We start from the raw sequence: 15,239 nt of genomic DNA, 5'->3' as shown, positions 1-15,239 counted from the left end.
TAATTCCACTTGAACGTACGCAATAATATTCTATTGATGGCATCCTTTATAAAAAAATCCTTTTGTCATCTGCTATATGAACGGCACCCCAAAAGTTAGATTTTGTGTCTAACTTTTGGGGTGCTTTTCTTATGAAATTAAATTACGACGATAAATGAATATCTGAGCTAAGAAAAAATGCGGGGGCTTGTTCCTAACTTAGTAAAGAATATGATGTCAATATTGCCACCATTTATTCCTTTTATAAAAATTTTGTACTAAATTCTCAAATTTTTGTCTTGATAATAACGGCTAAGAACCTCTTTGAATTCTATCCCATCATAACTGATTTCAGTATGATTTTGGCATTTTTTAACCGTGGACAGAGGGCGAGCAAACTCCTTTAGGCGATAATAACTAATATTTTTTAGTTTATCAATATCACCTTTATGGACAATCATTCCTCTACTTTTGAAAAGGTCTAACTGTTCCTTCCATGAAAGTGCAACTGGTTTATCACTCATTTTTTCTCCTTTACAACAAAAAAAGCCCCACGTCAGACGTATCTGTCCATAAGGAAGTGGGGGGTTGTCATCTTATACATATGTTAACACACGCACTGCGTGTTTGCAATATAAAAGTTAAAATAATTATTTTTAAAATCTAATATACTTAGTCGGAGCAACAAAGAAATTGAGAAATTTCACCTTATTGAAGAGGTAGGCGATAAAGAGGCTAATCAGCCAACCGCCTGCAATACCAATCAGGACATGGAGGAGCATGCTTTGAACTCCAAGCCGCAGAAGCATAATCCGAATGGCACTGAGCACTGGTGAATGGAAGATATAAATGATCAGGCTGGATTTTCCCTTATCCGCAAAATAGTTGAAAAAGCTGTTGCGAGGCAGACGCGGATAAATCAAGAAGGCCAGAAAAACACTAAGAACAAAGACCAGTCCTTCTGGGCCAGGGGTTAGGTAGCTGACCCCATTTTTGAAATCAAACTGGATCCACCAGAACAGGTAAAGAGCTATTAAAGCCAAGATGACCAAAACTTTCTGAGTTAGGTGGGGGGCTAACTTTTCCAGTGATACTTGACTCAAGAAATGTCCCAGACAATAGATACCAGACCAGAGCAGGGTTCCTTGCAGGAGGAAGATCGAAGAATGTAAGGGATAGCTGAGAATACTGGTAACAGCAGTTACAGCCAAGAACTTCTTCTGATCCTTGATGAAAACTGAGAGCAAACCAACGTAGAGGCTGACACCCCAAAGCACATAAAGATACCAAGAGACGGCAATCGGTCGCTTATAAATAGCTAATAAATCCACCAGCGAAGTCCCCTCTCTGACGCTCCCACCACCTAATTTCTGGAAAAAGAAGTAAGTCACACAAAAGAGAAGATAGGGAATCAGGAGATTCAAGGATTTCTTGAGAACATACTTGGGATAAGCCTGCAGATCTTTGACCGGCTTAAAGAGGTAACCTGATAGGGCAAAGAAAACCGGTATATGGAAGATATAAAAACACTGGATAATAAATTGAAAACTGTTATGATAGGCCTCAAAAGCCCCTGAGGTCTGCATGCCCTTAAAGACATGACCAATTAGCACCAAAAAGATAGTAAATCCCTTACCAAAATCCAACCATTGAATACGTTTCATCTGAGTCTCCTCTTATCATTTAATAACCACTTCCACCGCTGCTTGAGCAGCCTTGATGGTGTAGTAGCCGTTTCGTAGTTGTTTGCCCATGGCCTTGCAATTAGCTTTCATCTGGTCATAGTCATCTTGACTCAGTTGAGCCAGTCGGTTATCTAAGTCTGCCAGAGAATCTAGGGTTAAGCCCAAACCATGGTCCTCGATAAAGGAGGCTAGAGCCGCCTCTTTCCAGATGATGACTGGCAGATTAGTGCTGAGATAAAGCGAAACCTTATGAGGATTGTTGTAGCGCATATAGTCGCCAAAAGGTCCTTGACAAGAATCCACCGCAGGACCATCCCAAACAAGACCAAAACCGTATTGACTAATTGTTGATGGAATCTCCGTAGATGTCTTTGACCCGCAATAGGTCAATTTTTCCGGATAAGGCTGGGCATCGCTCTTGAGACCGTAGAGGTAAAAAGGTGTTTGCGTATGAAGTTTACTCAAAAAGCCACTCTTATCCAAATTTCCTGCAAAGACCACTGTTTTCCAATTCTGGACAGTTTCCTCTGGCAGATCGACAGGCTGAGCGTAGTCAAAAATTTCTAAGGAGATTATCGGGACTTCAAGGCCTTGGTTACGCAGCCAGTTTATCATCCGGTCATTATGGACAATCAGACACTGGGCTTCCTGAAAGAGAGCCAGTTCTTCTGCAACTTGACCAGCTTCCCTTTGCTCCCGCAGGGTTTCAATATCATGGATGAGAAGAATCTTGTGCCGATTAAAAGCTAATTTCTTGAAGAGCTTCTTCAATGAAGGGCGGCCGAACATGGAGTACTGCAGAAAGCAGATGTCGTCAGCCTGAATCCCTTTGATTTTCTTGGCTAAGATATAGTCCTCACCCAAAATCTTAACAGCTCTGGGAAGGCTCATGTCGTAATTAATACCTAAAAAGCCCATCGTTTTAAGAAAACTGCTAACATCACGCTCGGCCTTAGAAGCCGCAGTATTGGTATCATCTCTGATAAAATCTAATAAATATTTTTTTGTCATTTTTTATCCACTGTGCTAGAAAATCAGTCGCAAAGGCAAGAGAGTCAGCGGCCGTTCAGCCTAGCAACTGCCTCACCTACCGCCTGTTTAGTATAGCGACCTGAGCGGAGGTCACGACTGAGTCGTAAACTGTTTTGGGCAAAACTCTGGTAGCTAGCCTGAGTTAAGCCAGCAAAGTCTTGCGGCAAATCCTGCAGGCTATCAACAATCAGACCAATTCCCTGATCCTGCACAAAGCCAGCCAAAGCTGACTGACTCCAAACAATAACTGGCAAACCAGAGGCAATATAGAGGGATAGCTTGTGAGGGTTGTTGTAACGCAAGTAGTTCCCAAAGGGACCGTTACATTCATCAATCGAATCCCCATCCCAGACCAAGCCAAAGCCTTGCTTAAGCTGGCTGGGTAACTGATTAGGTGGGAAGGAGCCGTGGTAACGGACTTGATCCTTAGCTTTTTGCTGCACATAGTTAGGTCCGTAAAGATCAAAGCTCAAACCATTGATGTCAGCAATTTTTTCAATATAGGGACTCTTATGCGAACTGAGGTTGCCAGCGATGGTCACTGACTTAGAAAATCGGGCCTCTGCTGGCTCAAATTCGGTTAGGTAGTCAAAAATTCCTAACACCACCAGCTTGTCCTCAGACAGACCCTTGGACAGAAAAAAGTCCTTCATAGCCTGATTATGGACAATCAGCTGATCAGCCAGCTCTAGCATGCAATCAAATTCTTTCCTATGCTGATCATTATTGAGATAGGCCACATTGCGAAGCTCCTCTACATCATGGACCAGGCAGATGAAACGGATCTGCTTCTTTTTCTTCAAACGACGCAAAAACTTTTCTCGTCCCAACTGACGGTGATGAAAAGGATGCTGCAAAAGGACGGTACTCCCCTTTTCAATCTTCTGATAAGCTCTTTTCCAATCTTGATAAAAAACGATTTGATTAACCAGCTTAGTCAAAAAACTAGATTTTTGCAACTGCAGTCGAATATTAAGAGTCTCAAAACCTTGCGATTCTACAATCTTGGCAACATCACTTGTTGCCTTACTGCCAGCATGCTGCATATCAGCGCTGCGCACTTCAACAATTTGATATTTTTTCATTATTATTTTCTGTTCTATTTCTCAAAGGAAGACTTGTCAGGAAACTTTTCCGCTAAAATTTTACTAATCCAGGCATTCTCTGCTTGAAAGTCAACAGAACTTTCATCATCATTGATACAAACCATCTTATAGGCCGACTGACGAACGAATTTAGCAATCTGATCCTTATCTGCAATCGGAATATACTTCCCAATTTTTCGGGTTTGCGGATAAAAGCGATTGGTCTCAATGTTCCAATAACTCATAGCCCAATGGTTGATATCCTGACTGCTGCGGATGCGATTGCGGCACATCTCGTCTAGATAGGCCGCTTCCTTGCCCCAAACCTCGGCATAGGTGGATTTGAGCGAAGGCATCCCAACATGAGCATCTTCATAGCCCATGATTCCTGAATAAAAGAGACTCAGGAAGTTATAGAGATTAAACTTGCCATAGCGATAATTAAAATATTTGCCTAAATGTTTTTTTAAATTAGGCTTGTGATAAAAATACTTGTTGAGCAGGCGGCCATTATTAACCTCGATATGATCAAATTCACCTCTAGGAATGATCGGACGATAGATGGCTTGCAGCCTCGGCAAACCCTTGTGGAAGAAATCATCCGGATCAACAGGGCGATTGATAAACATATCGTCACCAAAAAGGACAAAATGCTCACCCAAGTCAGGAATACGATGCAGATTGAGCTCAATCACGTTAGAATTAAAGGTTGGCAAGTAATCCTTTGGAATATAATCCTCATGCCGAACCAAGCGTAATTTGGGGTGGCTGGTATCCAGCCAGTCAGGAACATGGCCGTAGGTGACAAAGAAAATTTTATTAACCCAAGGAGCATAGGCTTCAACCGCCCGAAACCAGTAGTTAAAAGCAGACATTTCTCGGTAACGGTTAACACTATCTGCCTGAGGCGCCTCCACACTTGGACCGACCTCATACTTAGCCTTGTTCTTGCGCCAATCGGGATCACTGCCGTCCACCCAAGGAACTACAAAATCAATTTTGGGCATTATCATTTCCTTTCCCTCTCTGGTTAAGAATGTTCAGCAGGTTGTTTTCTAACTCTTGTGCGGCATAGCGGATGTCATAACCAGAGTTTTGAAAGTGCTGAGCAGTTTCTTGCTCAGACAGGCGACTGTCCTGTTCAGACAGCTTTTGGATCAGTTCTGCCCAGTCCTTAGGCGATTTTTCTAACGAGGCAAAATAAACGTTAGGATTAATCTTATTCTCCTCAGGCACCCCTTCTGCTGACACTAACACTGGCAAGCCATTGGCCTGAGCTTCAAAAGGTGCTAAGGGCAGGCCTTCAAACTTGGACGGGAAGAAAAAGAGATCAAAGGCACTGAGCCATTCGGAAACATTCTTTTGCACACCAGCAAAGATTACCTTATCAGCCACGCCTAACTCGTCAGCCAAAGCCTTGAGCATGGCTTCATCATCTCCCTGACCAATCAAAACCAAGCGAGCTTGGGACTTCGTTTTGACCAGCTCAGCAAACACACGGAGGATAAAATCTTGATTTTTCTGAAAATGCAGGCGACCGACATGGCCAATAACATAGGCATCTTGGAGCTGATACTGCTGACGGATAGACTGGCGGGCTGCTTCAGAAAAGCGACTGGCCTCAATATCAATGGCATTGGGAATAATCTTAGCCTGCTTGAGGGCCTCTCCCTCATAGAACCAAGCGGCAGCCTTGTCCGAACAGGCCCAAAAGTCTGTTGCCCACTTAGCAATCCGCTTTTTATTGTAGTTGTGGAGCTTCCCCCGCAAGCGGCTGTCCATATTCTGACTATTATGGCTGTGAACAATACGTACGGGAATTCCGTACTTCTTAGCCTGCTTGAGATAGTCAATATTAGCTAGGCTATTGATATTGACCCAGAGGGCATCATAGTCCTTGGCATGTACCTCAAAGAATTGACGGAGCTCGCCATAGTATTTGAAGGGGTTTTGGCTGCGAGCCGTCACATGAAAAACGCTTGCTCCCTTTTGAACAAGCTCATCTTCATAGGCGATGGGACTCATGGAATTACATAAAAAATCGACATGAAGTTTGGTTTGATCAAATCGCCTAACATAATTCATCAAGAAAGATTCGACCCCGCCAGGGTTCTCATTCATACCAAAAATTAGAACTTTTTTCACAAGTTTACCTTTCTTTACGGGCATTCTGTCTGACTCTAACCAGATAGACGAGCGAGGCCAAACGATAAGCATGGTACTTGATCAACCAGTGGGGGATATCGCCTAGCCCTTTGATTTTTTTCAGACTCATACCAGCAAAAGCGGGAGCAAAGGGCTCTGAATGGCTGAGCTCCTTCAGCCTAGCAAGTTTCACCTTATACGACTGCGGATTGTTTTGGTGAAAGACCTCTCGCACCATTCCTAGATTGAACTGCGCCAAACTATAGGCAGCAAAGGCCTCCTGTAGGGCTGCTGATTGATCTTCGATAATGGTTTGAGCCCGAGTCAGGGCTGCCAAATACCCCTCTAATTTAGATTGATCAAACGTTCGCATGGTTGACGGACTATCAATAGAATAGTGGTAAAGCAGATCAGGTGAGGTTGAAATAGCCTGAGCGCGCAAGAGCGCTTGCAGGAAGAAATTGCTATCCTCAGATACTCGCAAATTAGAATCAAATCGCAAGCCTTTAACTAAACGTGCTCGGAAAGCCTTACTCCAGACCGTCATGTACTGGGTTGGCTGATGAAGGCAGCGGCCGATAAAAGCCTCTCTTTCCTCTGGCCGGCGGAAATCTTCAACCACCTCAAAAAGCTCAACCAGATGCCCTCCCTTGTGGAAGTTATAAGTAACGATGTCACTCTGGCTGGACTTAAGCTTGTCTGCGATTTTTGCCAGATTTTCCTTGAAGAAAAAGTCATCGGCATCCAAGAAGAAAATCCATTCACCGTTGGCCTGCTCCAGCCCTTTATTACGGGCATTGGAAACTCCCGGAGCTGACTGAAAGACCTTGAGGCGGTTATTCTCCATAGCATAATCACAGGCTAGCTGGTAGGAATGATCCGTTGAGCTATTCTCAACTAAAATGATTTCACAGTCGGGAAAAGCCAAACTGTCCAGAGCACGCAAAAGTGTCGTCTCGGCATTATGGACAGGAATAATCACGCTGATAAATGGTTCGCTGCTAGTTGGCATCTGCTTCTCCTTTCCGCTATTTTAAGACTAAATATCAAGACTGTGAGTCCCTTGATTTAGAAATTCTTCGGACTAATGGCAGGAGCATCTCCTAGTCTGGTCGGTTCAACGCCCTCATCCCTAGACCTTAGACGGTAATGCTCAATATAAAGCATACCTAGTAGAATCGGGAAAATACTATAGTGCAAATTTGAAATCAAATCATCAATCAAGCCATGGAAGGCTAAGCTGATGAAAATGATATAAAGATACATAGCTTTCTGACGATAAAGCTTATACATCAGCACTGTCATACCTGCCACAAAGGCTAGGGTGATAATCAGACCAAAATTCTGCAGAAACTGCATATAGAGGTTATCCACGTAAAGGTACGATGAATGCGTCACTCGCCCCAAATCATTCAAGCCATTACCGACCCAAGAAATCTTCTGACCTGTCAACTTAAATCCATAGAGCCCCATGGACTTGTGCATCAGATAGAGCCGCCCCCCCATAACATTATTGAGATAAAGCTGGAAGGAAGAGACTTGCGAATAGTTGAAACTAAACCAGAGGCTGGTTAAAAAGGTGAAGGGATAGGATAAGATGAAAATGGACAAAATTGGCCGAAACTTGGTCATGAGTTGCGGATAATATTTAAGAACTCCCCAGATTAGCAAGAGCAAAATAGCGGTAAAGAAGGTCAGCCGTGAGTTAGTCTGCCTAAAAATCCAATAGTTAGCCAGCAGCAAAACAGCCAGTTCATAGAGTTTAACCCCATTTCGCTTGAGGAAAAAGCGAATCAAGCTGATATTGAGCATGACCGTTGACGGAAAAAGGGAATAGCGAAAGCCGATATAATGACGAACCCGCCCTTCATTGGCTTCCAAGTAGTTCGGAATAAAACCGATACGACTGCTAAAAATGACCAAAAGCAAGGCAAAAACACTGCTGACACAGGCCACTTTAGCCACACTTTCTAATGGCTGCCGCCGATAAAAATAGCTAAAGAGGATAATAATCGAAACATTAGAAAAAATGCCAGCAACCTTATAAGAAATAGCGAAGAGTACCAAAAGAACAGGAATAGCAAAGATCGTTCGACGCGTGTAATTCAAATTCAGAACTTCAACAAATACCATGGCAGCTAAGGCTGTGTAGTTGACCAGATTAAACAAAGCCCCCGGAATATGTTGGACAAAAAAGCTGGCATTAAGAATGGCAAAAAAGATATAGGCTGCCAGAACAGCATAAAGAATAAAATCTGAAATGGATTCCTTGTCAATTCTAATTTTCATGGGCTTCCTTCTTGTGGTAAAAATAGGGGTCAATTTAGCAAAAATTGAAACGGACTTGCTTTTAATCTTCCTGAGCTAATCGAGCGATGAGCTCTTGTGAATAAGCGGTGTCAAACTTGCGGGAGAAAAAAGCCCCGCTATTTTTGATGGCTGCAAAATCTCGCTCATCGAGAATAGCTGGATAGGAACCGTGCTGCTCTTCCCACTTGATATAGCGATAGTATTCGCCTACTATTCTGTCCGAAAATTTAGATTCATTGTAAATCATAGTTGGCAGCCAAAATTCATCCGAACAAAAGCTGGTCTGCAACATCTTGACATAGTTAGGATGCTGAACCATAAAGTCCAGACAATACTGGGCGACATCTCTCGGTAAATCACACCAAGCAGGTCCAGAATAGATTTCTTGTTGGATGTCTAGTTTTTTAAATTTATTGACACGCAAAAGCCTTTGAAGCACGAGCGAAATACGGTGATAAATCTTACCAAAGGTCGAACGGCGATTGATTTTATCATAGTTAAAGTAGAATTGTTGCCACCAAATCAAACGTTCGCCCGATTTAGTTTCCGCTCTGGCAGGCTTAGCCATCAAATAAATTCTGTCATTCTTTTCATAAAATTCCCTAATCCGACTGGGCTTCTGCACTGGCCAATCTTGCCCTGAAATGAAGTGAACACATTCAACTTCAGGATTTTTCAGGGCCTCTTCCATCAGACGATACATAGCTTGAGTAACTGTCCACGCTCCCCAATGAACATCGATCTCTGAAATATAGTGAATGCCCACCTGTTCTAATTGGTTCTTTTGCGACTGGCCTAAAGGCATCTTGGTATCAAAATGAATATAAATCTCAAATTCAGAATGTAAATACTGAGCCAGCTGATAAACTTGGTCAAAGTTCTGATGAGCTAAAATCAAAATTGCTTGCAAAGACTTATTCTCCTACTTCACTTCTCACGCACTGCAGGGCGGCGGCGATGACTTGGTGCATGTCATAATAACGGTAGTGTCCGAGACGGCCGCCGAAGATAACCTGACCTTCTTGGTCAGCTAATTTCTTGTATTCCTTGTAGAGGTGGTTGTTGCGATCGTTGTTGACGGGATAGTAGGGTTCATCTCCACGGCTCCATGTCTTAGAATGTTCCTTGGTGATGATGGTTTTAGGCTGAGTACCAAATTCAAAATGCTTGTGCTCAATGATCCGTGTGTACGGTGTCTCTGCATCCGTATAGTTGACCACCGCATTGCCCTGATAATTTCCCATATCGAGGGTTTCTGTCTCAAAGCGCAGGCTGCGGTATTCCAGCTCACCCAGTTGGTAATCAAAGAACTGATCAATCATACCAGTAAAGACAATCTTAGGGAAGTTTGCCAAGTATTGGTCCTTTTTAGCGAAGAAGTCAACGCCTGTCTCCACATCAATATTGGCATGATTCAGCATCTTCTCAACAATCTGAGTATAGCCCCCGATTGGGATACCCTGATAGGTATCATTGAAGTAGTTATTGTCATAGGTCAGACGCACCGGCAGACGACGGATGATAAAGGCAGGGAGTTCCGTCGTTGGCTTGCCCCACTGCTTCTGTGTATAGTCCTTAATCAGCTTTTCATAGATATCGGTTCCAACCAGCGAAATAGCCTGTTCCTCGAGATTCTCAGGTTTCTTACCACCTAAGACAGCCCGCTGCTCATCAATCTTAGCCTGAGCCTCCTGCGGTGTCACCACACCCCAGAGCTTGTTGAAGGTGTTCATATTGAAAGGAAGGTTATAAATCTCACCTTTATAATTAGCAATGGGACTGTTGGTGTAGCGGTTAAACTCTGCAAACTGGTTGACATAATCCCAAATTTCCTTGTCAGACGTATGGAAGATATGAGCCCCGTACTCATGTACTTGGATCCCTTCCACTTCCTTGGTATAGATATTTCCAGCGATATGGTCGCGCTTTTCAATGACTTTGACCCTCTTACCCTTGAGGGCCGCTTCGTGGGCAAAGACAGCCCCAAACAAACCCGCACCAACAACTAAATAATCATATTGTGACATCGTATTCTCTCTCTTACTTAAAATCATTTCATCTACTATGATAATCTCTTGACAAAAGGAAGCCGAGCTCCTAAAAGTGATTGCTTTTTAAAAGCTGGCTCCGTATTTCTTACCAAAGAACTTGGCTTGCAAGAAGGACAGCCCCTTCTTCCATAGGTTGACCTTTTCCATGTAGATAAAGGGCACCTCTTTAACAACGAAATCCTGCTTATCCAACCAGACATTGAAGAGGATCTCACTGACTCGGCCGAAGAGACGGGCTTCAAAGGCCGTTAAAACCTTGGTATCAATCCTTTGGTAGAGCTCTTGCAAGATCGGGAAAAGCCAAGCACAGTAGGCATCCGAATTTGCCTTAGACATGAGATACATATTAAACATATAGCCTGAGCGCTGCTGCATGACGCGGTCAAAGGCCGCCAGATAATCCGGCTGAATTTTCTCGATAATGGCCCTTGCCTCATCCAAATGCCCCCCGTCAAAGGTGTGGTCATAATGAGAATAAAGGGTTTCAATGTAATATTTACGACGTTTAGGAACAATGACATCAGCCTGATCCAAGAGCCTCACGCAGTCAGCCTGCGTGAGAATGGCCTGATTGATATCCAGACCTTCCTTATAACGCACCCCATCTTTAGCAAAATACCGCCGATAGTGTACCAGCCCCAGATAATCACAATCCAGATTCTTCCAGGCCCAGTAAAGGCCCGTCAATTCACAGAAATAAGGATTGAGCTCAGAGATATTATCGCCGGTATTATCCGGAGTATAGCCGATAGGCGCCTTTCCTTGAGCACCCACATGCACAGGCAGGTAGAGCTGGCTATCGTCGGGCATGACGAAGGACTTGTGGGTCGCTACGATAAGTTGAATGTTCTTCACCTTGTCTCCTTGTTCTTATTTTTTATAATAACTAACGAAATACAGCAAGAAGGCATCCTTGAGCAGGAAGCTGACGAGCAGATAAACCAAGCCAAAAACCGCTGCTGATGCCACTAACACCAGAAAGCTGGACAAACTGGTTAAGCAGCTAGCGTAGAGCATACAGGCAGCTAAACTCGCTAAAACAGTAGCCAAGATATTTTTATAGATCCGAACCTGAGGCAATACTTCTTTCAAGAAATCCCTTAGGACAAAAATCTGATAGGCAACAACAAAAAATTCAGCTACCAGCGTGCCAAATGCAGCCCCTGCTGCCCCGAATCTCGGAATAGCCATAACATTGATGACCAAATCAACAAAAGCTCCGAGGATAACCGATTTCAGCACCTGATTTTCCCGCTCCATAGGAACCAGAATTTGGATGCCCAAAAGATTAGATAGACCGATGAAAAAGAGGGTCGGCATAATGAGCTGCATAGGCAGAACGGAGCCGGCATAATCCGGTCCAGATAAGAAATCAATGCCTTGTTTAGCAAAGAGGGTAAAGTAAGCCCAAAGGGGAATGGCAATAAACCCAATAAACTGCAGGGAGCGCACGGTCAAAACTCTGAACTCCTCCTTCTTACCATGCTTGACATAGTAAGAGAGACGAGGCAGGAGGACACTTCCCATAGACGTCACTAAGCTGACCAAAATTGTCTTAATCTTGACCGAAGCATTGTAATAACCGACGGCTGTATCATTCTTCATAAAGCCCAGCATGACCGAATCCAAATTGGTATAGATGGTAGTCGCTACTGTCATCATAAAGAAACTGAAAATCGGCTGAATATGCTGCTTGAGATCCATGCCACTGTACCACTTGAGATTGAGGTACTTGCGCAAATTGATAAAGTTAAAGAAATTAGACCCAACACTAGCCAAAATGGTAATAGCACCGTAGAGGACATAGTCTCCTCTTTGGCGTACCACCAGAAACATAAGAACCAGCGAGACAAATTTCAAAGCGACAGAACGAACAGTGATGTAGGTATACTGCTCTAAGGCCTTGTAGAGCCACTCACAGCCAATCAGATTGAATACCAGCGTAGCAATATTAATCATAAAGAGGGTGCGATCCTGAGCCATCCTCGGAACAGCCATAATGGCCATGATATAAGTCACCAAGGATAAGGTCATAGCCACAGTGTTGATGACCATAATTTCCTGAACCGTCTTAGACAGTTTATCCTTATCATCGCGCACCTTGGCACAAGCCCGAATCCCATAGGTTGGAATACCCAGCATCCCCACCATAGCAAAATAAGACACGATAGAGGTGGCAAAGGCTACCTTACCAGTCCCGACAGGCATCAAGACCCGAGAGACATAAGGAAACGTTATCAGAGGAAAAATAATATTAGAAATCGTCAGCAGGAAGTTCATGATGATGTTCATCTGAACAGAAACTTTTTTCTGAACCATCAGCAATTCCCCAATTCCTTCACAACAAAAAGTCTACACATCAATGAGCTCCTTCTCCCCGAAACACCTGCTTGATCGTTAAAAAGAAAATTTTAACATCTAAGCCAAAGGAAAAATTTCGCGGATAATAGAGCTCCAATTCACAACGCTCTGGATAATGGACATCACTGCGCCCAGAAACTTGCCACCAACCAGTCGCTCCGGGCTTAACAGACAAGAGCTTTTTTTGCTCCCGCTCAGTATATTCTTCTAATTCCGCTGCTAAAATCGGCCGCGGTCCAATCAGACTCATATCCCCTTTGAGAATATTGATAAACTGGGGAAATTCATCCAAGCTCGTTTTACGAATGAAGGCGCCAATCTTAGTCAGGCGAGGATCTTGGCCTTCCGGAAACTTGTATCCGTGAGCAACGTAGGTTTGATAAAGTTTTTCGTCCCTCTCCAAGAGCTCCTCAGCATTAACCACCATGGATCGAAACTTCATAATCTTAAAGCTTTTGCCATGTAAGCCCATCCGCTCCTGTCTGAAAATGATAGGGCCCCTATCTTTTCCAAAAAGGTAAAAGACAGCAATAATCAAAGCCAAGGGCACGAAAAAAACAACCGTCCCAACTAGGCCGACTAAAATATCCAATAAACGCTTGATAAATCGACTGTAAATACTCGTTTGAACTTTGTGTTTATAGGTTCTACCATTGAACACAGGAACATCTCTCCATCTAAATTCTACTCTTCCGTTTAAAGACACGGCTGTATCTTCAATCGCTCTCCCAAATAGCTTAAAACACACGATAAAGTAGCTTAATTTTATCATTTTTAGACTTCTATTTCAATGGTGTTAACTTAAAATGTCAATCCTCGTAAAGCTTCTTAACTTTTCTTTAAGAGCACACTCAAAAAGCGGATTGAGCATCGATAGAACTCAATCCACCCTGACTATAAAATCCCGCATGGAGATGACCGCTTTAATCTAAATCATTTTTCAAAACGTCAATTTTTTTGGAATGCATCCCTCCTCTGCTACTCAAGGAAAATCCAAAAATAATAAGACAAAATCTTAGTTGAATCCTATGGAACCTTGGCCCAAGCTCCCACTAACAACTCACCTACCGCAGTAGCAGCAATTACTATAGCTCTTATCCTAAGGGACTTTTTTAGTTGAACTTCCTATCTATGGATCTATATGAGCTGGGCTTTTTCATTCATTTATCCGAAAGATTGTGACGCACAGATGGCTTGACTATCATCTTGTCACAAGTCTGTCAAAGTAGAAAGCCTAGCCCTCTTACTAACCTGTTTGTTTCATTAGTATCGACTGAAGTGAACAGGGATGTAACTTGCTGCCTTACTCAAAAAGTCTATTGGAATATTTAGGCTTATCGTCTTAAAACCCAAAAACGACAGACCGATAAATGGCCTATCGCTTTTGATTTTTAAAGGCAATTAGCCTCTCATCTATCACTAACAACTACAGTTGATGATATGAAGCTCTATTTATCACTAGCTACTGCAGAGAAGACATACGGTAATCCCGTGTTTATCTGATTAGGCCCTTGCCAAAATATGCCGAAGCTGCACAGCACTTGGAGAAACAATCGGCAAAAAAGCTCCTTCATTCCAGCGACGGATAAAACCAGAGGCAGACCCTTTAAGATAACCTCTGCCACCGCTTGCCTGCAATTCTAACAGTAAGCTGTCAGCGACAATATCAACAATATCAATGCGCAGCTGAAAGAGCTGACGAGGATCTGCAATAAAGTCCTTTTCTGATTCCAGACCTGTAAATAGGCACTGCCGAAGAGCTGTCAGCTTGTCCTTGGTATCATCGTACTCCTGCTTGAGTACCGAACGATTGCTGCTTAGGCTTTGCGCTACCTCATCCAATGAGCGCTCTATTAAGCCAAAGGCCAGACCGAATTGATAGCCCAAAAATTCCGGACGCGTCTGAGCCAAAAAGCTTCTAGCATCACCAGATAGTATCCAACTATCATCCAAAGGCACATTATCAAAGCTTAGGGCTGCCGTGTTAGAACCTTGCAGGGCTGCAAATTCTAAATCAGCTGACCGCGATAATCCAGCTGCTTCGGAAGGAATGACCAAAACGATAGGTTCTTTGCTGCCGTCCTCAAATTGAGCGACAAAAACAGCCGCAAAACGATCTGAACGCAGATTCGTTACCCAAGGAAGCCTTCCTCTCAGATAATATTTCCCATCTTGCTCCACCAAGGTAACATTGAGCTCTTCAATCTTTGATAAAAATTTAGTAGCATTTGACAGAGCTGTTCCGGCGGCCAGCTTCCCTGTCAATAAATCCGGCAGCCAAGACTTTTTCAGAAGGTCATTGCTACTAGCAAGAAGCATTTCAATAAAGGTCCGATGGCCCCACGATATAAAGGAAGCCGTCAGTGAATGCTGAGCCAGCTCTGACAAAAATTCGACTACTTCTGTCTTGCTGCCGCCTTGACCGCCATAGATTTCAGGCACCGCAATACCAAAAACACCTTCTGCTGCAATGCGCTCTAAGAGCTGATCAGCCAGTTCACCGGACTCTTTGTCAATCTGATCGGCATGGGCATCCAGCCAAGTTATAAATTTTTCTGAAAAGTAAGCCATCGTCATCCCCCCTTTTTCCT

General features: G+C 43.4%; 14 protein-coding genes. All 14 read right to left on the bottom strand.

The genetic code is table 11. From position 1 onward, the window contains the following. Positions 1-257: 257 nt before the first annotated feature. The 14 genes from G7Y32_RS09005 to G7Y32_RS08940 all read right to left on the bottom strand — a co-directional run bounded on the left by G7Y32_RS09005 (position 258) and on the right by G7Y32_RS08940 (position 15,219). Complete coding sequence (locus tag G7Y32_RS09005; protein ID WP_165213054.1) at positions 258-503, bottom strand: Abi family protein; 246 nt, start codon at positions 501-503, stop codon at positions 258-260. Positions 504-635: 132 nt separating this feature from the next. Beyond that, positions 636-1,643 carry an acyltransferase family protein gene (locus G7Y32_RS09000; protein WP_165213052.1) on the bottom strand — a complete coding sequence of 336 codons (1,008 nt, stop codon included), beginning with the start codon at positions 1,641-1,643 and terminating at the stop codon, positions 636-638. A gap of 15 nt (positions 1,644-1,658) precedes the next feature. Continuing rightward, positions 1,659-2,675, bottom strand: coding sequence for a sugar transferase (locus tag G7Y32_RS08995; RefSeq protein ID WP_165213050.1), 1,017 nt, complete (start codon positions 2,673-2,675; stop codon positions 1,659-1,661). A gap of 44 nt (positions 2,676-2,719) precedes the next feature. Next, on the bottom strand, positions 2,720-3,781 hold the full coding sequence (locus G7Y32_RS08990; RefSeq protein ID WP_165213048.1) for a sugar transferase: 1,062 nt from the start codon (positions 3,779-3,781) through the stop codon (positions 2,720-2,722). Positions 3,782-3,795: 14 nt separating this feature from the next. After that, positions 3,796-4,788 (bottom strand): stealth family protein, encoded by a 993-nt coding sequence (locus G7Y32_RS08985; RefSeq protein ID WP_165213046.1) that lies wholly within the window; start codon positions 4,786-4,788, stop codon positions 3,796-3,798. After that, a complete protein-coding gene (locus G7Y32_RS08980) occupies positions 4,775-5,926 on the bottom strand; it encodes a glycosyltransferase family 1 protein (RefSeq protein ID WP_165213082.1) in 1,152 nt (383 codons plus the stop codon). Before G7Y32_RS08980 ends, G7Y32_RS08985 begins: the two co-directional genes overlap by 14 nt. 4 nt (positions 5,927-5,930) lie before the next feature. Continuing rightward, positions 5,931-6,938, bottom strand: coding sequence for a glycosyltransferase family 2 protein (locus tag G7Y32_RS08975; protein WP_165213044.1), 1,008 nt, complete (start codon positions 6,936-6,938; stop codon positions 5,931-5,933). 56 nt (positions 6,939-6,994) lie between these two features. Further along, positions 6,995-8,215: a hypothetical protein gene (locus tag G7Y32_RS08970; protein ID WP_165213042.1), complete on the bottom strand. Its 1,221-nt coding sequence runs from the start codon at positions 8,213-8,215 to the stop codon at positions 6,995-6,997. A gap of 61 nt (positions 8,216-8,276) precedes the next feature. Further along, positions 8,277-9,146: a beta-1,6-N-acetylglucosaminyltransferase gene (locus G7Y32_RS08965; RefSeq protein ID WP_165213040.1), complete on the bottom strand. Its 870-nt coding sequence runs from the start codon at positions 9,144-9,146 to the stop codon at positions 8,277-8,279. A gap of 4 nt (positions 9,147-9,150) precedes the next feature. Beyond that, positions 9,151-10,263, bottom strand: a complete 1,113-nt coding sequence (gene glf, locus G7Y32_RS08960) for a UDP-galactopyranose mutase (RefSeq protein WP_165213038.1) — start codon at positions 10,261-10,263, stop codon at positions 9,151-9,153. An 87-nt stretch (positions 10,264-10,350) separates the two neighbouring features. Beyond that, positions 10,351-11,142 (bottom strand): DUF4422 domain-containing protein, encoded by a 792-nt coding sequence (locus G7Y32_RS08955; protein ID WP_165213036.1) that lies wholly within the window; start codon positions 11,140-11,142, stop codon positions 10,351-10,353. Positions 11,143-11,157: 15 nt separating this feature from the next. Next, positions 11,158-12,606: a flippase gene (locus G7Y32_RS08950; protein WP_165213034.1), complete on the bottom strand. Its 1,449-nt coding sequence runs from the start codon at positions 12,604-12,606 to the stop codon at positions 11,158-11,160. A 40-nt stretch (positions 12,607-12,646) separates the two neighbouring features. Next, positions 12,647-13,309, bottom strand: coding sequence for a sugar transferase (locus G7Y32_RS08945; RefSeq protein WP_165213032.1), 663 nt, complete (start codon positions 13,307-13,309; stop codon positions 12,647-12,649). 842 nt (positions 13,310-14,151) lie between these two features. After that, complete coding sequence (locus G7Y32_RS08940; RefSeq protein ID WP_165213030.1) at positions 14,152-15,219, bottom strand: acyl-CoA dehydrogenase family protein; 1,068 nt, start codon at positions 15,217-15,219, stop codon at positions 14,152-14,154. Positions 15,220-15,239: the final 20 nt, after the last annotated feature.

The sequence above is a fragment of the Streptococcus tangpeifui genome (assembly GCF_011038795.1).
In the GTDB taxonomy this organism is placed as follows: Bacteria; Bacillota; Bacilli; order Lactobacillales; family Streptococcaceae; genus Streptococcus; species Streptococcus tangpeifui.
This window is presented reverse-complemented; position numbering and strand designations above follow the sequence as displayed.